Annotated in this window: 21 protein-coding genes; 11 read left to right on the top strand and 10 right to left on the bottom strand. The window is 41.9% G+C overall.

What is annotated here, in order from left to right:
* Nucleotides 1–146: 146 nt before the first annotated feature.
* The 3 genes from LAY57_RS18470 (at nt 147) to LAY57_RS18460 (ending at nt 3,878) form a co-directional block, all read left to right on the top strand.
* On the top strand, nt 147–722 hold the full coding sequence (locus LAY57_RS18470) for an Alr1449 family protein (RefSeq protein ID WP_249068283.1): 576 nt from the start codon (nt 147–149) through the stop codon (nt 720–722).
* Nucleotides 723–1,035: 313 nt separating this feature from the next.
* Nucleotides 1,036–3,144 carry a DEAD/DEAH box helicase gene (locus LAY57_RS18465; RefSeq protein WP_249068282.1) on the top strand — a complete coding sequence of 703 codons (2,109 nt, stop codon included), beginning with the start codon at nt 1,036–1,038 and terminating at the stop codon, nt 3,142–3,144.
* A 74-nt stretch (nt 3,145–3,218) separates the two neighbouring features.
* Entirely contained in the window at nt 3,219–3,878 is a 660-nt protein-coding gene (locus LAY57_RS18460) for a DUF2290 domain-containing protein (RefSeq protein ID WP_249068281.1), read from the top strand.
* A gap of 173 nt (nt 3,879–4,051) precedes the next feature.
* Here LAY57_RS18460 and LAY57_RS18455 read toward each other — a convergent pair whose 3' ends face one another.
* Nucleotides 4,052–4,501: a hypothetical protein gene (locus tag LAY57_RS18455; protein ID WP_249068280.1), complete on the bottom strand. Its 450-nt coding sequence runs from the start codon at nt 4,499–4,501 to the stop codon at nt 4,052–4,054.
* Between the two features lie 21 nt (nt 4,502–4,522).
* Nucleotides 4,523–4,825 carry a hypothetical protein gene (locus LAY57_RS18450; protein WP_249068279.1) on the bottom strand — a complete coding sequence of 101 codons (303 nt, stop codon included), beginning with the start codon at nt 4,823–4,825 and terminating at the stop codon, nt 4,523–4,525.
* Between the two features lie 13 nt (nt 4,826–4,838).
* Here LAY57_RS18450 and ilvA point away from each other — a divergent pair, with 13 nt between their 5' ends.
* Together ilvA and LAY57_RS18440 are read left to right on the top strand one after the other, a co-directional pair.
* Nucleotides 4,839–6,350 carry a threonine ammonia-lyase, biosynthetic gene (gene ilvA, locus LAY57_RS18445; RefSeq protein ID WP_249068278.1) on the top strand — a complete coding sequence of 504 codons (1,512 nt, stop codon included), beginning with the start codon at nt 4,839–4,841 and terminating at the stop codon, nt 6,348–6,350.
* 6 nt (nt 6,351–6,356) lie between these two features.
* On the top strand, nt 6,357–6,686 hold the full coding sequence (locus LAY57_RS18440; protein ID WP_249068277.1) for a helix-turn-helix domain-containing protein: 330 nt from the start codon (nt 6,357–6,359) through the stop codon (nt 6,684–6,686).
* Here the strand turns inward: LAY57_RS18440 and LAY57_RS18435 are convergent.
* Nucleotides 6,676–6,894, bottom strand: a complete 219-nt coding sequence (locus tag LAY57_RS18435; protein ID WP_249068276.1) for a type II toxin-antitoxin system HicB family antitoxin — start codon at nt 6,892–6,894, stop codon at nt 6,676–6,678. The genes LAY57_RS18440 and LAY57_RS18435 overlap by 11 nt on opposite strands.
* Before the next feature lie 42 nt (nt 6,895–6,936).
* Here LAY57_RS18435 and LAY57_RS18430 point away from each other — a divergent pair, with 42 nt between their 5' ends.
* Both LAY57_RS18430 and LAY57_RS18425 read left to right on the top strand, forming a co-directional pair.
* Nucleotides 6,937–7,251 (top strand): helix-turn-helix domain-containing protein, encoded by a 315-nt coding sequence (locus tag LAY57_RS18430; RefSeq protein ID WP_249068275.1) that lies wholly within the window; start codon nt 6,937–6,939, stop codon nt 7,249–7,251.
* Entirely contained in the window at nt 7,205–7,783 is a 579-nt protein-coding gene (locus tag LAY57_RS18425) for a DUF29 domain-containing protein (protein WP_420839102.1), read from the top strand. The genes LAY57_RS18430 and LAY57_RS18425 overlap by 47 nt, the downstream gene beginning before the upstream one ends.
* A 300-nt stretch (nt 7,784–8,083) precedes the next feature.
* Here the strand turns inward: LAY57_RS18425 and LAY57_RS18420 are convergent, their stop codons facing one another.
* Together LAY57_RS18420 and LAY57_RS18415 are read right to left on the bottom strand one after the other, a co-directional pair.
* The gene (locus LAY57_RS18420) at nt 8,084–8,536 is read right to left on the bottom strand and encodes a DUF29 domain-containing protein (RefSeq protein ID WP_249068274.1); all 453 of its coding nucleotides are present in this window, start codon (nt 8,534–8,536) and stop codon (nt 8,084–8,086) included.
* 121 nt (nt 8,537–8,657) lie between these two features.
* Entirely contained in the window at nt 8,658–9,305 is a 648-nt protein-coding gene (locus LAY57_RS18415) for a Uma2 family endonuclease (RefSeq protein ID WP_249068273.1), read from the bottom strand.
* 200 nt (nt 9,306–9,505) lie between these two features.
* Between LAY57_RS18415 and LAY57_RS18410 the strand changes: the two genes are divergently transcribed.
* The 3 genes from LAY57_RS18410 to LAY57_RS18400 are packed head-to-tail and all read left to right on the top strand — an operon-like array spanning nt 9,506 to nt 11,381.
* On the top strand, nt 9,506–9,796 hold the full coding sequence (locus LAY57_RS18410) for a hypothetical protein (protein WP_338022439.1): 291 nt from the start codon (nt 9,506–9,508) through the stop codon (nt 9,794–9,796).
* Nucleotides 9,797–9,828: 32 nt separating this feature from the next.
* Nucleotides 9,829–10,881 (top strand): agmatinase family protein, encoded by a 1,053-nt coding sequence (locus LAY57_RS18405; protein ID WP_249068272.1) that lies wholly within the window; start codon nt 9,829–9,831, stop codon nt 10,879–10,881.
* A gap of 20 nt (nt 10,882–10,901) precedes the next feature.
* Complete coding sequence (locus LAY57_RS18400) at nt 10,902–11,381, top strand: DUF4336 domain-containing protein (protein WP_338022440.1); 480 nt, start codon at nt 10,902–10,904, stop codon at nt 11,379–11,381.
* 169 nt (nt 11,382–11,550) lie between these two features.
* On the opposite strand, the gene LAY57_RS18395 is transcribed toward LAY57_RS18400, so the two are convergent.
* From LAY57_RS18395 to LAY57_RS18380, 4 genes are all read right to left on the bottom strand, one after another.
* A complete protein-coding gene (locus LAY57_RS18395; protein WP_249068271.1) occupies nt 11,551–12,732 on the bottom strand; it encodes a CapA family protein in 1,182 nt (393 codons plus the stop codon).
* A 146-nt stretch (nt 12,733–12,878) separates the two neighbouring features.
* Entirely contained in the window at nt 12,879–13,442 is a 564-nt protein-coding gene (locus tag LAY57_RS18390; RefSeq protein ID WP_249068270.1) for an HdeD family acid-resistance protein, read from the bottom strand.
* 138 nt (nt 13,443–13,580) lie between these two features.
* Nucleotides 13,581–13,937, bottom strand: coding sequence for a Spx/MgsR family RNA polymerase-binding regulatory protein (locus LAY57_RS18385; protein ID WP_249068269.1), 357 nt, complete (start codon nt 13,935–13,937; stop codon nt 13,581–13,583).
* A gap of 84 nt (nt 13,938–14,021) precedes the next feature.
* Nucleotides 14,022–14,750, bottom strand: coding sequence for an AIM24 family protein (locus tag LAY57_RS18380; RefSeq protein WP_249068268.1), 729 nt, complete (start codon nt 14,748–14,750; stop codon nt 14,022–14,024).
* Between the two features lie 400 nt (nt 14,751–15,150).
* Between LAY57_RS18380 and LAY57_RS18375 the strand changes: the two genes are divergently transcribed.
* Complete coding sequence (locus LAY57_RS18375; protein WP_249068267.1) at nt 15,151–15,864, top strand: hypothetical protein; 714 nt, start codon at nt 15,151–15,153, stop codon at nt 15,862–15,864.
* A 34-nt stretch (nt 15,865–15,898) separates the two neighbouring features.
* Here LAY57_RS18375 and LAY57_RS18370 read toward each other — a convergent pair whose 3' ends face one another.
* Nucleotides 15,899–16,756 carry a helix-turn-helix transcriptional regulator gene (locus LAY57_RS18370; RefSeq protein ID WP_249068266.1) on the bottom strand — a complete coding sequence of 286 codons (858 nt, stop codon included), beginning with the start codon at nt 16,754–16,756 and terminating at the stop codon, nt 15,899–15,901.
* Nucleotides 16,757–16,944 lie beyond the last annotated feature (188 nt).

Raw genomic sequence — 16,944 nt, 5'->3', positions numbered from 1 at the left:
AAATCAAAAGGGACTCGATCGGCCCTTCACAGACCTGTTGACCCCACGTTTGACAACTACCTAGTATAAGTACTCAGCGTTTGTGTCGGTTATAGTAATAGACCAACCTACGGCAAAATCAGAAATATCTCAACAATGGAGGGGTTATGTCCAAGCGCAAAAAGCACAATCTCCAATGGATCAAAGAAACCCTAGAGCTAAAAGAAGACCACAATTGGAAATCACAGCCAGGAACTCGGATCTTTGTGGCGGGGCGGGGGGCGTTGCGCTTCGATGTCCCCCAAGATTGGCATTTTGAGCCGGATACGAAGTCGTTCCGGTTTCTAGATAAAAAGCCACCGAACGATGATTGTCGCTTAGAAGCTTCTTTTAATTTACTACCGCCTGGGGAATGGGCAGATTTTCCGCTGGTTCACCTATTAAAGCAGGTGGTGCGGGATGATGAGCGGAATCCGATCGAGCAAGGCGAAATTATTCGACTCAAGCGCCAAACAGCCCGCATCGTTTGGACTCAATTCAAATTTATCGATCCTCAAGAAAACCGCGAAGCTTATTCCCGAATCTGTATTGGGCTAGGTTCTGGAGTTCAGTGCTTGATTACTTTTGACTACTGGGTGGACGATGCAGAACGCCTGACCCCAGTATGGGATACGGTGATGGAATCATTGGTTCTCGGCTTATATATTCGCGATCCTCGCACAGGGCTCGCATTTCCAGACTAGGGCGTCGTTAAGCGGGACTGGGGCGTCGGCGGTGAGGAGATCGATCGCTCTAGCCTCATCACCTGTAGTTCAGGGTGAGTTACAATTGCAACAAGGACGGCGAGACACCATTATCAACCCATTAATGATAGGCAGATCTAGAAAGCGATAGGCGATCGCACCACAAAATATGTTGGGTTGACGCAGGAAACGCAACTTACGGCAATGGCTATTGCTTTGTTTCTTGAAACATCCGCAGAGTGGAAACGTCTCCTTGCAATTGCTCCAATTTGAAGTATAATAGCAATAGTTACTTCAAGCAAACCAATATCTTATGGTTAACGTTATCCGAGGTGATGTAGATAAACCAGTTTCATCTAGAAGACTAGCTGAATACTTTGAGAATAGATCCGATATCGATGGCAGCTTATATATAGGGTATCCGATAATAGGAACCTCTCAGGGCGGTTATCAAATTGATGCTCTTCTGGTATCCAGAGAGCATGGAGTTGTTATTTTCAATATTATTGAGGGGACTAACACCAAAATAAACGTGGAAGAAGCACAGGACGAAAGTGTAAATAAAATACAATCAAAACTACTTCAGCATAAATCTCTCACGAGCAAAAGGAAATTAATGGTGGAAATCGGTGTCGTAACATTTGCACCAGGTTGGAGTAGTAAACCCGATCATCTTTCAGATGAATATACAATCATCATTGATGAGTCCGCTCTAAAAGAATATTTGGATTCTCAAAAGTGGCAATCTATAGAATATTTTGAGAGCCTTAACTCAGTAATACAAGCTATGACTTCCATAAGGAAAAGGAAGCAGCGTAGCTATGTTCAGCAAGAGAATTCTAGGGGTGCCAAACTCCAAAAACTCGAAGAGTCTATTGCAAACTTAGACAAAAATCAAAGTGCTGCCGTAATTGAAACTGTCGAAGGTGTACAGAGAATTAGAGGTCTTGCTGGATCGGGGAAAACCATAGTTCTAGCTCTTAAAGTGGCATATCTACACGCGAAACATCCTGATTGGGATATTGCCATCACTTTTAATACCCGTTCCCTGAAAGGTCAGTTTAAGCAACTTATAAATACTTTTACTATTGAGCATACAAGCGAAGAACCAAACTGGGAAAAAATCAAAATCATTCATGCTTGGGGAAGTCCGTCAATGGAAGGTATTTATTATGAAGTGTGTAAAAGGCATAATATTGAATATAGAGATTTAAATACAGCAAAAACACTGGCAAATACCTTTGGTCAAGAATTTGATACAGTTTGTGAGGAAGCTCTTAATAAAATAAAAATTTTTGAACGTTATTATGATGCAATACTAATTGATGAAGCGCAGGACTTTTCTAAACATTTTTTGCGGCTTTGTTACGAAATTTTGAAGGAACCAAAAAGAATAGTTTATGCCTATGATGAGCTACAAAACCTGAATAAAAAGACAATGGAATCACCAGAAGTCATTTTTGGTGAGGATGTTAATGGTAAGTCACGAGTTCAACTTCAGAACATACCAGGAGAACCCAAACAAGACATTATATTAGAAAAATGCTACAGAAACTCTCGTCCAATACTAACTTCTGCACACGCTTTAGGTTTTGGAATTTATAGGAATCAAGGATTAATCCAGATGTTTGAAAATGCTGGCTTATGGAGAGACATTGGTTATGAAGTAGAAGAAGGAACCCTGGAAGATGGAAAGTTTGTACAGCTTGCTAGAACTAGCAACACAAGTCCCAAATTCCTCGAATCTCATTCACAGGTTGAAGACTTGATTATATTTAAATCATTTAATAATAACCAAGAACAAATACAATGGTTGATCAATCAAATAGAAAAGAATATTAGGCAAGAAGAATTAAAGGGTGACGATATAATGGTTATTCACTCTGACCCCCTTACAACGAGGGGCGCTGTTGGAGAGGCTAGAGCTTTACTATTTGAAAAGGGTATTAACTCTAACCTGGCTGGAGTAACCACTTCGCCCGATGATTTTTTTAGTGAAGAAACAATCACTTTTACAAGTATAAATAGAGCTAAAGGAAATGAAGCTGCAATGATTTATCTTATAAATGCTCATGAATGTTTCTCTGGGTTAGAGCTTGCCAGAAAAAGGAATATCTTATTTACTGCCATGACAAGAAGCAAAGCTTGGTTAAGAGTATTGGGTTATGGCGACAATATGCGAGGTTTAGTGGAAGAATTTGAGAAAGTTAGGAGAGAAAACTTTGTTCTCCATTTCACCTATCCTACAGAAGAAGAACGTAGAAAAATGAATCTTATTAATAGAGATCCCAAGGAGCGTGAGCGGATAGCCAAGCAAAAAAAGAGCCTAAGAGAGCTTGCTGATGCTCTTGATAAAGGTGAAATCCATAAAGACGACTTGCCTCAAGATATACTGAACCGATTAAGAGATAAGCTCCTTTAACAAAAAGAGTCTCTGAAAAAGAATCTTTAACGCTTGAATTGCTTAAACTAAAACCAACTTTTTGCATTAGTCTAATGACTGATTATCGATCTATTTACAACGAAATTGCGACAGTAACGACAAAATTAATATCAATTGGTTTATCAGTTACACAAAATTTTCCTTCATCTACAAATATTGGCAAGAATAGTTGCCAAATAGCATACTCTGATATGCAGGATCTCTCAATAGTATTAAAAAATGTTGATTACAAAGAGATGTATAACGAGTTAGACAAAAATAGAAACTATAACATTAAAATGATTGATGGTGCCTTAATACAGTTTATGTATACTTATGAAAAAAATAATTTAAGTTCACATAGACTTGCCTTCTTCCCATCACCCTTTTTAGAAGACTTCCAAAACGCTCCAGAGCTTTATGAAAATGACGAAATATATGCAGATATAATAGCAAAAAATATATTACCAGTACCAATTAGATTCGATTACGATCCAGACAATCATCAAGAATTACATCATCCGAAATGCCATTTAACTCTGGGACAATTCAAAAATTGCAGAATACCTGTTTGTTCTCCAATAGCTCCGAGTACCTTCATATACTTTATCCTTCGCAGTTTTTATAACACAGCTTTTAGAAAATTTACCGATGAACTTACATTTTCCAGTAACCTTTTCCAGGAGACTATCACCGTTGCAGAGAAGAAATTATTACACATAGCTATTTACTGACTGAATAAATTAGCATAATAAACGTCAATAATGCCCGGTTAAAATTATCCTCTACGTTCCGAGATCTGTTCACCAAAGTAGAATTGCCACAAGCCAATCAATGTACATCGATCCTTCAAGTTCAAGTAAATGCAATGAATGAAACAATGTACATTGACCTTTCAAGCTAGTATCTACTTGCTAAAAACATCCTTGATGTTATCAACAGTGCGTTCAATAGCATTTTTGGTGTTGTCTACTGCTTTCTGAGTCCGAGCCGAATCTTCATCTGCTCTTTTTTCAATTCGAGCCGCATCTGTCTTAGCCTTACGCTCAACGAAACTACCATTGTCATCCGTTGCTTGCTCAACTCGATCGGCATTTTTATTTGCGGTATCCTTGACTTTATCAGCCGTATCTTGAATGAAATTCTTGGTTCTTCCAGCATCTTCGCTGGCTTTCTCCTGAACCTTAGAGCCAGCATCTGCTGCTGCGATTAAGTTTACAGCAGGAGCAGCTATTGCGGCGGTGTTCGAGAAAAACGCACCCTGCCAAACGAAGGCGATCGCGGAAAGACAAAACAGAGTTGTAGCTATCCAGCGTCCTACAACTGAAAGCCGTTTCGTAAAATCATTCAGTTTCATAGAATACAATCTTCATGAGATTTAGCATTCTATTTTTACTTCATCTGGCTCATCGGTCAAATCGTTCCTTAGATAGAGGTTCTTCCGACATAAGTTGTTAAAGGAATTCACTATTTTGATAGATTGAACGCGGTGGTTCCCGTGTTCGTCGTACTTGCCCTCCGACAACAGTTCCGTTTTCATGCGATAAAAGGGGGCGCGGGTTGTGTCCGGTAAAGGGGACTGGGTAATGCGATCGCACTCTCGCACAAGTCTAATCGCCAACCACACCCACAGAACAGCGCCGCAAGTAGCGTAAAATTGTCTTTTATCCGCCCTTCGCACACCCCTTCACCCCATGCTTTGCGACTACCTGGTACAAATCCTCACTGCCCGTGTCTACGATGTTGCCCAAGAAACGCCCCTGGAATACGCCCCCAACCTGTCTGCACGCCTGAATAACAAACTTTTGCTCAAAAGGGAGGATATGCAGTCTGTCTTCTCCTTCAAGCTGCGGGGCGCTTATAACAAGATGGCAAATTTGTCGCCAGATTTGCTAGCACAGGGTGTAATTGCTGCGTCTGCGGGAAACCACGCTCAGGGAGTCGCTCTCGGTGCCCGTAAGCTGGGGACAACAGCGATTATCGTGATGCCAGTAACTACGCCTCAAGTGAAGGTGGACGCGGTTAAAGCGCGTGGGGGAGAGGTGGTGCTGTATGGTGATACATACGACGATGCTTATGCCTTTGCGCGTCAATTGGAAGCGGAAAAAGGGTTGACTTTTATTCATCCGTTTGACGATCCTTATGTAATTGCCGGACAAGGTACGATCGGCATGGAAATTCTGCGGCAATATCAGCAACCGATTCATGCTATTTTTGTGGCGATCGGCGGTGGTGGCTTAATTTCTGGGATTGGCGCTTATGTGAAACGGTTGCGTCCTGACATCAAGATTATTGGTGTTGAACCAGTGGATGCGGATGCTATGTATCAATCTTTGAAAGCTGGACATCGGGTGCGCTTATCGCAGGTGGGTTTATTTGCGGATGGAGTTGCGGTGCGGGAAGTGGGGGAAGAAACCTTCCGTCTGTGTCAGCAATACGTAGATGAAATTATTCTGGTGGATACGGATGATACCTGTGCGGCGATTAAAGATGTGTTTGAGGATACGCGATCGATCTTAGAACCAGCAGGTGCTTTAGCGATCGCAGGTGCCAAAGCCTACGTAGAACGAGAACAAATCCAGGGACAAACCTTAGTTGCTGTAGCCTGCGGTGCTAACATGAATTTCGATCGCCTCCGTTTTGTCGCAGAAAGAGCAGAATTTGGCGAACGCCGCGAAGCAATTTATGCCGTCAATATTCCCGAAAAACCTGGCAGTCTTCGCCGGTTTTGCGAATGTCTTGGCAAACGCAACCTCACCGAATTTAGCTATCGCATTGCTGACGAAAAAGAAGCACATATTTTTGTTGGCGTGCAAATTCAAAACCGTGCCGATGCTGGAAAAATGGTAGAAAGCTTTGAAGCTTGCGGTTTCAAAACTCTTGATTTAACTGATGACGAATTAACAAAATTGCACTTGCGCCACATGGTGGGCGGACGTTCTTCTCTCGCTAATCACGAATTGCTTTATCGGTTTGAATTTCCCGAACGTCCGGGTGCATTAATGAAGTTTGTCGGTTCTATGAGTCCCGATTGGAATATCAGTATGTTCCACTACCGCAACAACGGCGCAGACTACGGGCGAATTGTTGTGGGAATGCAAGTTCCGCCCAACGAAATGGGAGAGTGGCAGGCATTTCTCGATACGCTGGGATATCGCTATTGGGATGAAAGTAATAATCCGGCATATAAGTTGTTTTTGGGGTAGGACTATATGACTGAGGAAATCAGAGTACAAGCAAGTAGCGGGAATGTGTTTGCTGATTTGGGTTTAGAAAACGCTGATGAATTACTTGTGAAAGCGGAACTAGCCCGTAAAATTAGCAGCATAATTAGCAAGCAAAAGATGACACAGACTGAAGTAGCAGAACTTTTAAGGATTGACGAATCAAAATTATCTGCCCTTATAAACGGAAAGTTATCTAGCTTTTCAACTGTAGGGCTGTTTCGCTTCTTAAATGCTTTAGGTCGAGATGTAGAAATTGTCGTGAAAACTAAGCCTAAATCTCGTTCGCAAGCTCGAACGCGGGTTGTTAGTGCGTAATCAAAGTAATTGGTTCTGGAAGTGGTTCGCCAGTAGCTTCATAAGCCAAAATTAGCGACTCCAAAGCTTCAGTACCATTGGCAAAAGCTTCCTCATAACTATCGCCATGAGTCCGCCAACGCTGTCCGGGAAAATCAGGAAAACCCACTAAGAAACAGTTGTCTTCATCAGACCATTGAATCACCATTTGATACTTAAATTTCGTCATTTTCTTAGTTCTCCTGTTGCTATATTAGAGAGGAATAGTGATATGGAGCGATCTAAAAGAGAACGTCTAGAAGCAAAGGGCTGGAAAGTTGGCACGGTTTCCGAATTTTTAGAACTGACACCAGAGGAAACCGCCTTAATTGAAATTAAATTAGCCCTCAGTCGCAGTTTAAAAGAGCGACAACAAAAGCTAATGACTCAATCTGAATTGGCAGAAAAAATCCACTCCAGTCAGCCACGTATTGCATTAGCTGAAAATGCCGATGCTTCCGTTTCGATAGAATTACTTATCCGAGCTATGCTAGCTATAGGTGCAACTCCTAAAGAAATTGGAGAAGTCATCTCTAGTGCGGGATAAATGCGATCGCAAAAATTTATGTTATCACCATTTTATGCAAACACCACAAACCGAACAAACACCAGAAACTTTAATGCCAAGTCTTTATGAAGCTGATTTCTATGCCTGGACGCAAGAACAAGCGAAATTGCTCAAATTTCAGCAATGGAATCAGCTTGACTTGCCCAATTTAATTGAGGAGATTGAATCTTTGGGAAAACAACAGCGTGCGGAATTGCGGAATCGCTTGAGTATTTTGATTGGGCATTTGCTTAAATGGGAATATCAAGTATCAAAACGCAGTCGTAGTTGGTTGAATACAATTCGCATCCAGCGTATCGATGTATTAGAGTTGCTCAAAGAAAATCCTAGTCTTAAACCTTATCTAGAAGAAACTCTCCAGATAGCCTATACTAAAGGAATGGCATTAGCGGCGGGAGAAACAAACCTGCCGTTGAAGACATTTCCAGAAAGTTGCCCTTATAGCTTAGAAGAAATTTTGAGCGATCGCTTTTATCCCGGTGAAGTTATGAGCGATGAATTAATGGAATAATAGTAATGGTTATAACTTAACATTGAAAGAAGATAAGTAGGTGGGCGTAAATAAACTGAACTCCCAGAAACCCGGTTTCTCCAAGAAACCGGGTTTCTAAGGGCTTGGCAGTTTTACGTTTAATTATGCCCACCTACTTATCACCAGGAATACACTGCCAACTCACCCTATATTTCGGCGCTTATTCGATCAAATAGGTAGAAAGGATTCTGCCAATGTAACGGGATGATAGAATTGGCAATTCGGTTAGGTTTGTGGCGTTATTTGGTGCTTGGTTTTGAGGTTAACTGATGTTTAAATTCACTCTGGCAAAAACTCATCACTGACTACTTGTTCTAAATCATACGGACATAGCTGGGGAAATGTTTCTAATGGTAATCTGGTTTCAGCTTTCGCTTGCTTGACTGCTTGCAGATAGCATTCGGGAAAAATGCTTTCTAAGTAGTTTTGAAGGCTGGGTGAATCGTCTATAGATTCCCTGATACGTCGGCGATGTTCGATAATGCTACCTTCCCAACTTCCACTCCTCATTTCAGGTTGGAATTGCCACTTGAGTAAATGGAGAAAAACCACAATCAGGTTACTTTTTAAACTTTTCCGTTCGCTTCTCCCCATATCTTCAATTTCTTCGATTAAATTTTCCCAGTCCACATTCACATAGTCACCACTCCGGATTTTTTCCAGAGTGGTTTGTATCCATTGCAGGTAATCTTTTTCGTACAGAGTTTGGCGATTAATTTTCAGAATAGACATACCATTTTTTAGTAGCTAGTTGTGGGTAATTGCAGTATACGTTGGTCTGCTTTCATGTTAACAAAATGTTGCTAAAAGTAACTCTTTTACATTTTCTGGCAATTCAATCGGATAAAAGCGATTAGCTGAAAAAGCCAGATCGTAACGACTGAATTGCCTCAATTTCATCGTTCTTCGCCTCTTCTAGGAACGTATACAGCCGATCCTTCGGCACTTGAGGAAACGTTGGGCTAACTTCGACTTCAACGTAAACACCTTCCTGAAGTTGGTAAATTCGCCACACCTTACCGTTAAATCGCCAAAACTCTGGCACTCCTATGCTAGCGTAGAACTGGTTTTTCTGAATATCGGTATGGGTAATATCTACTTCGACAACCAAATCTGGTGGCGGATCTTGGGAGAAATCGACATTGCGACCTTTGACTAATGGCTGATTTTGAATGTAGTAAGCGTTGTCTGGTTCTGCGCTTTTTTTCAAATGGGGATAGTTCATCGTCGTTGAACCCATTGTTTTTATTCGCATTCCTAAAAGTTCAACTAATGTGCGAATAAAGCACTCAATTAAACGGCCATAAAATTCATGATCTTCCAACGGCATTGTTATTTCTAAAACTCCATCGTCATAGGTCAAACGAGAACTACGCGCTTGGGGAAGCGCGTTTAGAATTTGCAGGTATGCTTCCCAAGAAATGCCACGAATCACAACCCGCTGTTCTCCGATTGGAGGTTGCTGAAATTCAGTTTTCGGTTCTGGTGCTGCAATAACCATAAGTGAGATCCTGGATCTGGATATTACGAGTATGCTATCGTAATATATTAGAAATAAACAAATCTTGACTATGCAGGTAAGTAGGTGGGCATAATTAAAAGTAAAACTGTCAAGCCGTTAGAAACCCGGTTTCTTGGAGAAACCGGGTTTCTGGGAGTTGAGTTTATTTACGCCCACCTACTTAACAAATTTGGGATATTGTGAAATATATTGCTTTAGTACTGTTATTGACATTATCGTTTGCAGTAGCACTCCCAGCTAAAGCATTGTTCTGTCGCAACTCCAACGATCGCACAATCTGCATAATCAGTATCAACCGAAGTGCTAAAAATTACTGGGAGTATAGGGCATCGGTCAGTGTTGACGGGGTGGCCAGACCAATAGAGGTATATAATTGTCGCGATCGCATTAGGATACAAAAAGATGGAGCGATCGTCCCGTTCGAGTTCAGTGGCCCAGGCGAACTGATCTGTACTCTCCTCAAAAAGTAATTTTTGTCAGTTGTTCTCTAAACTTACCTAAAATGCCTACTAAAGAAGAAATCCTGCAAAACTTTGATCCCAACGCTCTTGGTGTCGATAACGGTAACCTATTAGGACTACCATTTGATTACGAATCTGCCAATATCATTGTATTTGGCATTCCCTGGGAAGTAACTGTTTCTTATGGCGCAGGTACAGCCGCAGGTCCTGCGAGAGTTCTACAAGCATCTCGTCAACTTGATATCTATGATTTCGATAATGCCGATGGTTGGAAACAAGGCATTTTCATGGTTGAGATTCCCGCCCATATTCAGCAGAAAAATGAAGTATTGAGACAGGAAGCTACCAGAATTATCGAGTATATGGAAGAAGGCGGCTGTGTCGAAGAAAATCCAGAACTATCTCAAGTTTTGGAAACGATAAACAGAGAATGTCAAGCCGTAAATCAATGGCTATTTGATATGGCTCAAGCTGCTATAAACCAAGGTAAACAAGTTGCAGTAATTGGCGGCGATCATAGTGTACCACTGGGATCGATCCAGGCATTAGCACAACATTATCCTGACTTTGGAATTTTGCATATCGACGCTCATGCGGACTTGCGCGACGCATACGAAGGTTTCCAATACTCTCATGCCTCGATTATGTTTAATGCCTTACAATTACCGCAAATTTCCAAGTTAGTTCAAGTGGGAATTCGGGATATCTGCCAAGACGAAATCAACATAATTGAGCAGTCAAAAGGACGAATTTCTGCATATTACGATCCAATTTTGAAACAAAAGCTTTATGCTGGCGTTCCTTGGCTCGAACTTTGCAAACAGATGGTGGCAGAACTGCCGCAGCAAGTTTATATTAGTTTTGATGTCGATGGACTAGACCCCAAACTGTGTCCGAATACAGGAACGCCTGTCCCTGGAGGTCTGGAACTAGAGCAAGCCTTTTGCTTGTTTCGAGAAGTTGTGCATAGCGGCAGACAGATTATTGGCTTTGATGTCAACGAAGTTGGGGATGATGAGTGGGATGCCAACGTTGGAGCGAGAGCAGTTTATAAGCTGTGCAATTTGATGGGTTTATCGCAACATAATCTTTGAAATCTATCTTCTAAGAGCCGATCGTAAAAGTAGGTTTTGGATATTTTTTACCGCAGATAAACGCAGATGAATACAGATGTATATTCGTCTGGAAAGATCGCTCTAGGAAGGCGTATTTCGGTTGGTTTCCGTTCAAATGGAAAAATGAGTGGAAGCAGTCATTTGATGCGCTGCGAGGGGACGGACGCTTGTTTGTGGCACCCATTTTGCAGACGCTTATTCTCAACCGATCGCCCAAAGAAGCGATCGACTGGGCCGACAAGGTAGCGAGCTGGAATTTCGATCGAATTATTCCCTGCCATTTTGACTCGCCTATCTCCGCAAATCCGCGTCAGTTTCGACAGGCGTTCGCTTTCCTTGAGAAAAACCCTTCTGTAGCTGATAGTTTGTTCGGAACTAGCAGTCAGTTTCTGCCGCAGTCAGACTTTAAATTGCTAAAGGAACTGGAAGTTATCCTCAACAAAATGGGAGTCACGCCGCCAGCAAAGGAAAAAGTGTAGAAAAGTCAAAAATCATCTCATATCCGGTAACATTAGTTACCTAAAAAAATCGCCTTCTTATTCTTATCTGTGTTCATCTGTGTTCATCTGTCTTCATCTGTGGTAAAAAATTAACCAACGATGAAAACAGACAATTTGACGATTGTACTAACGAAGTCAAAACTCAAAATTATTTATCACTGCTTAATGATTTGAGGTGACGCTTCATATCAAGCAATTGATTTTTGAGAACTGGATACTTACTAGCTGGTAGAAGTGGATCGTTTTTTCTATTCACGACTGCTTCAATGGGCAAAACGCGAAAATTTAAATTATTATTCAGTGTATAATTATGAGTCCAGGTAGGAATCGCTTCGACGTTGGTAATTTCGATAGTTTTTTCGGGAAAGCGTTTGCGAATATTCACTGAAAAGATTACCCCAAGATCTTTGTAAGAACCAATCTGATAAGCGATAAAATTTCCCATTGAATAAATGACAACTCCGGTTCTAGGTTTACCGTCTTTACCGCGTAACTTTAATATTTGGTAAGGTTGTACAACATGGGGATGACAGCCGAGAATAATATCAGCACCAGATTCAATTAACTTTTTGACCAGTTGTTTTTGTCCGGCGTTAGGTTGACGCTGATACTCATCGCCAAAATGTAAGGAAATGGTGACCGCATCGGCTCCCTGTTTCTTCGCTCTGGCAATATCTTTGATGATTTTATTTTCATCAATCAGCGAGACAAGATAGTTTTTACCTTTGGGAATAGGAATACCATTCGTGCCAAAAGTATAAGCCATAACCGCCATCGAAATGTCGTTTTTCTTGACGATCAAAATCTTCTCTGCTTCCTTGGGCGAAGTAGCTGTGCCGACTGAAGGCAATCCACGCGATCGAATATTCTTAATCGTATTAATTATTCCCTTTTCACCTTTGTCTAAAGCATGATTATTGGCATTTGTCAATATATTAAAGCCAGCGCCTTTGGCCGCATCGACTATTTGTGCTGGAGCATTAAAAATAGGATATTCTGAATAACCCAATTCTGGGCCTGCTACAGGTATCTCTAGATTTGCGATCGCCCAATCGCCAGTGGCAATAATCGGCTTGACTTCTTTGAAAAAATGGTCAAAGTTATAGGTTTTCTTTTGGGGATTGTAACCGGAGCGAGTCAGCGCCATGTGCATCAGAATGTCGCCAACAGCAATCAATTTCGCTTCTTTTGTATAAGCTTTTGGCTTTTGAGGCGCTTCTGGTTGTTCTGAGACTCCAGTTTTTGCACTGAGAGTGCTGTCAGGATTAATTTTGCGATCGCAGCCAGAAATCAACAGGATAAAAATTATCAGTAGTGGTGTGAATCTCATTGTTGGCTGTAGTTGGGAGTTCAGGGGGCGCTGGAATTACGGCGGCATCTTGAATTTTACCGCAAAGCGCAATCTCTGTTCTACCTATTTCTGACCATAAAAGTGGGCTAAAAGCCCACCATACGCCAGATTACAGCACTTTAGACTCAAACAGCTTGATTTGACTGATTCGGTGCAGAAGGGAGATTCAAGGACAGCATGACTCGTGAAATGCCAGTGAACAGAACGCTAGCACCAACCAGAGTGCCGATCGCCCAAGGCGCATCGAAGGGCCACTGGAACCAAATCATTGCACCCAATACCAGGGTAATGATGCCGTTAATTAGCACCCACGTCCAATTCTGTTGGGGACGTAACCGAAATGCCAGGATTAACTCGAAGGTGCCTTCCGTCAGCAAAAAAGTTCCCAGCAACAGGGTTAGTGTAAGGACACCCGTTAAGGGATAAAAAAACAGCATCACACCCGTTGCGACGTAGAGGACACTCAACAATACCTTCCAAAGGAAGCCTCCATTATCGCGGCTTTGAAATGCGTAAACCAGTTTGGCAGATCCAGCAGAGACGAGGATCAGAGCGACCAAAGTTTCAATGACGATTGTCGAGACAGCAGGTATAGCGATCGCTGCAATACCCAAAACAATCAAGAGAATGCCCATCCAGAGAGATCCATTAACACCCTTGTTAATGTCACCAGAAACATTACTTGTCATAGATTTCTTCCCATTGCTTGCTAATCTCAGCCTAGATAATCTTTTAAGAACTGGGTAGAATCTTAAGGTAGACTTTTGCCGACCAAGCTATATCTACTCAGCGGGAGTAGATTATTTCTGCCTTCGTAGCTTACACAATCAACAATTAAGAATGGATATAATCGAGTCTTCTTTGTCTCTAAAACCAACAATTACAGCCGTTTCATCCTTAACAAAAAGCGGTCGCTTGAGGAGCATTGCATCTTTAGCAAATGCCTCAATCCACTGCTCATCAGTCCAAGAGTTTTTCCGATCGCCTAATGCACGATAGGATTGACCGGAGGTGTTACGCATCGGTTTAAACCCCAGATCTTTCACCCAACTAATGAGCATCTCGCGGTTTGGTGGATTTTCCTTTGTGTTAACGAACTCGTACTTAATGTCGTTATCTTCGAGCCACTTAAACGCTTTCTTACAGGTTCCGCAATTAGGTATTCCGTAAACTTGAATCGACATAATGCTTGCTTAGTTATTAGGAATTGGGGATTGGGGATTGGGGATTGGGGATTGGGGATTGGGGATTGGGGATTGGGAAATAATTTAACCCAAACCCATACCCTCAGTTTCAGATACTAATAATTTACCTTCACCTTCATAAATCCAAACAAAACCTTCTCCACCACCTCTACCAAAATGACCTAATTTTCGATAATCTTCTTGAATTCCATTTGTAAATCCTTTAACAAAGTCATAATCAGCTATCACAGTTTCACCTCTTTTTAGGTGAACAATCTTAGCTGGTGCAACTGTACCCACTACAACCGTAGATTTTTGTCCAGCTAAAGCTGCGATCGCAATTCTCCACCTCCCATCACTAGACCCAATCATTTGTCGATATTTTAGTTTTTTTGCACCTATAACTACATTATCCGAACAAAACTGGAATATCCCATCATCAAATTCCCATTGTTCTTTTTCTATGATTTCAATGGATGTGTAATGTAGGAAATTACCTTTTTGTCTAGGTTCCAGATAAACCATACCTGTACCTTTATAAACCGGAGCATTGTATTCCGCTTCTGTCTTCAAAGATACCCAAATATCTCTCAAACGATTATCGGTTTTATAAATGCCATAAGTTAATTGACCGATACACCTATGCAACGCACCTTTTTGGATTACCGTTCCCGAATTATCAAGCTCAATTTCCACTTGCTGAACAAACGGAATATTTTTAGTGGGATGGTGAAGTTTGTTAGTTTCTTTGTTGATGTTATTTTGGAGATACCATAAATCGGTTGGCTCCAGCATTTTGACTGCGTGTTTCATGATTTGATCACAGGTATTTAGTATGTACTTTATCTTCAGTTATACTATATTATTTGCACTCGGCGCAAAACTCGGAAGTTTTTGCGCGGTATAGGGTCTGAAATCACTGGTAAAATCGTACCACAAAACGCGATCGTACATCTGGGTTGGACGTAGATTCCGATCGATGCGTTTCTGGACGGAACGCCAAAGCGATCGCTACTTCAATTTACCCACAGTCGATCTACAGCACGAATATCGTACTGCACGGGTATTCATTGTCTAAAAAGCTACAATGACCACCAGGCAACAAAAATATCTGCAAAATTATAATTAAATTATGAAGAATTTAAAAGTCGGTAACAAGCTTATTTATCTTGGTTGTAGAGCAAATTAAACTTCAATCGCTTTTTATCCGAATATGTCAGATAAACCTTTTGATATTCGCCAACTTGATGGTCTTGACTACGATCGAGCCGAGCCAATACTGGAAGATTACCAAGATACGCTTATAGCGCTGTTTGCCAAATCTCCCGAAGGACAGGAATACCTTCAAACTCACTCAGAAATGGGATTTTGGATAGCACAGCTAATTTACTACGGCTATGGTTATGAGGGTTTCACGCTACCTCGGATGACCAAAAACGATGTCGAAATTGTGATAGAGGAATTGTTTCCCCGAAAAGTCTCCCTCCTTTCTCCAGAAGAAGGTGACGATGCGATTCCAGAACTGTTGGCGTTTTGGCAATTTCTCAAGCGAGAATTTAAACTGCGTAACGCTACTGCAATCTTAAAGTACTTGCGTGAAATTGAACCCGAATTCAGGGATATCATGAACGACTCGTCTAAATTTGGCATGGCTAAGTCGTTTTTTGCGATCGGTCAACAAGCAGGGTTTGACATGACTACAGACAAGGGACTGCAACAATTTCAGCAATTCTACAACGCCAACGTTGATCCTCAAATTGCGGCTGAAAACTCTCAATCCTTGGGATTTTCAGGGGAACTCGATGCTTTAGCGTCTGGTGGGGGTACGGCTGGTTCCACTGGCGCTAAAGCCGCTAAGGGAAAGCAAAAGAAAGGCGGGAATATCGCGTCAGAATCTCGCAAACGAAATCGCACTAAAAAGAAGTGATTTAAAGAAATATCACATTTTGGCGTTGCTCCTGTTACTCTAGGTCGTACAACTTACAGATCTCGCGTAGCTCTCCCTTGACTCGCTCCCTGACGCTATCTGGAGCGACAATTTTGCAGTCTTTGCCGTATCGCAAGACTTCTCGAATCAGCCAGAAGGGATTGACGACACGCCGCACAACCTGTCGAATATCCCCCAAAACGGCATTGTCGATGTCTTCAGGTTTCGGTTCGTAGGCATTTGCCAGCCATCTCTGAAAGTGTAAGTACACTTTCAGAGAATCAAACTCACCTCTCCATACACCTGAAATGGGTTGGATGCCTTTAATGCGCTCAAACCGAAAACAACGATTGTGAGCAACTTCAGGTAAATCGGGGTTTTCCGCTAATGCGTCGGCTGTTTCCTCGCACCAGACTTGTAAGTAGAAGCGTTTTTCATAGAAGGTGACATCTGCGAAGCGGACGGCAAACTCCAAATCTTGAGCCTGAGAGTTGCGATATTGCAGGCGGAATGGCTGACGCATAGCGATGAGTTCGTCAATGCGATCGCGCCAAGCTTGCATAGGTTGATTTTGCTGTTCCAGTAGTGCTTGCCGCAAGGGAGCTTCCAGATCGCCTTGGTTTAGTAAAAGTGTATTTATAGTTTCAGCTTCCTCAATTTGACCTGCATCGATCAGTACTTTAGTCGCTTGGCGCAAGGCTTTGACTTGCTTGTCATTCAGGGTAAAGGTTTCTCGTCCAACTTGGATTTCTTCTTGAGCGATCGCAACCACCAACCCTGATGGACTGGGACTTTTGCCCCAGAAAATCTTGAGACGGCGTGCGATCGCCTCTAGTTTCTCTTTCGTCCCCGGCGGGACGGACAGCGTTAACGTTTCCTTTTTTCTGGGCATTTTAGAAATATTTTTTAAATGCACTTGCACTTTAGAATTAGTTGTGTCATTCTATGTTTGTAACTACATTTTACCTCACCTCTAACAGGAAGTTTAATTGTGGATGGTTATTCGATCGCACTTAAACCCCTTTACTCTTGCCCTGCGTCCGAAGTACCACAGGGCGTTAACCTCCCAGAAGGTTAGCG

It is taken from the genome of Argonema antarcticum A004/B2 (assembly GCF_023333585.1).
In the GTDB taxonomy this organism is placed as follows: Bacteria; Cyanobacteriota; Cyanobacteriia; order Cyanobacteriales; family Aerosakkonemataceae; genus Argonema; species Argonema antarcticum.
The sequence above is the reverse complement of the archived record's forward strand: the minus strand, read 5'-3'. Positions and strand labels throughout refer to the sequence as shown.

Excerpts from the sequence above, each read along its gene's own strand:
- LAY57_RS18470 (WP_249068283.1), top strand. The coding sequence starts at position 147 with ATGTCCAAGCGCAAAAAGCACAATCTCCAATGGATCAAAGAAACCCTA.
- LAY57_RS18465 (WP_249068282.1), top strand. The coding sequence starts at position 1,036 with ATGGTTAACGTTATCCGAGGTGATGTAGATAAACCAGTTTCATCTAGA.
- LAY57_RS18460 (WP_249068281.1), top strand. The coding sequence starts at position 3,219 with ATGACTGATTATCGATCTATTTACAACGAAATTGCGACAGTAACGACA.
- LAY57_RS18455 (WP_249068280.1), bottom strand. The coding sequence starts at position 4,501 with ATGAAACTGAATGATTTTACGAAACGGCTTTCAGTTGTAGGACGCTGG.
- ilvA (WP_249068278.1), top strand. The coding sequence starts at position 4,839 with ATGCTTTGCGACTACCTGGTACAAATCCTCACTGCCCGTGTCTACGAT.
- LAY57_RS18440 (WP_249068277.1), top strand. The coding sequence starts at position 6,357 with ATGACTGAGGAAATCAGAGTACAAGCAAGTAGCGGGAATGTGTTTGCT.
- LAY57_RS18435 (WP_249068276.1), bottom strand. The coding sequence starts at position 6,894 with ATGACGAAATTTAAGTATCAAATGGTGATTCAATGGTCTGATGAAGAC.
- LAY57_RS18430 (WP_249068275.1), top strand. The coding sequence starts at position 6,937 with ATGGAGCGATCTAAAAGAGAACGTCTAGAAGCAAAGGGCTGGAAAGTT.
- LAY57_RS18420 (WP_249068274.1), bottom strand. The coding sequence starts at position 8,536 with ATGTCTATTCTGAAAATTAATCGCCAAACTCTGTACGAAAAAGATTAC.
- LAY57_RS18415 (WP_249068273.1), bottom strand. The coding sequence starts at position 9,305 with ATGGTTATTGCAGCACCAGAACCGAAAACTGAATTTCAGCAACCTCCA.
- LAY57_RS18405 (WP_249068272.1), top strand. The coding sequence starts at position 9,829 with ATGCCTACTAAAGAAGAAATCCTGCAAAACTTTGATCCCAACGCTCTT.
- LAY57_RS18395 (WP_249068271.1), bottom strand. The coding sequence starts at position 12,732 with ATGAGATTCACACCACTACTGATAATTTTTATCCTGTTGATTTCTGGC.
- LAY57_RS18390 (WP_249068270.1), bottom strand. The coding sequence starts at position 13,442 with ATGACAAGTAATGTTTCTGGTGACATTAACAAGGGTGTTAATGGATCT.
- LAY57_RS18385 (WP_249068269.1), bottom strand. The coding sequence starts at position 13,937 with ATGTCGATTCAAGTTTACGGAATACCTAATTGCGGAACCTGTAAGAAA.
- LAY57_RS18380 (WP_249068268.1), bottom strand. The coding sequence starts at position 14,750 with ATGAAACACGCAGTCAAAATGCTGGAGCCAACCGATTTATGGTATCTC.
- LAY57_RS18375 (WP_249068267.1), top strand. The coding sequence starts at position 15,151 with ATGTCAGATAAACCTTTTGATATTCGCCAACTTGATGGTCTTGACTAC.
- LAY57_RS18370 (WP_249068266.1), bottom strand. The coding sequence starts at position 16,756 with ATGCCCAGAAAAAAGGAAACGTTAACGCTGTCCGTCCCGCCGGGGACG.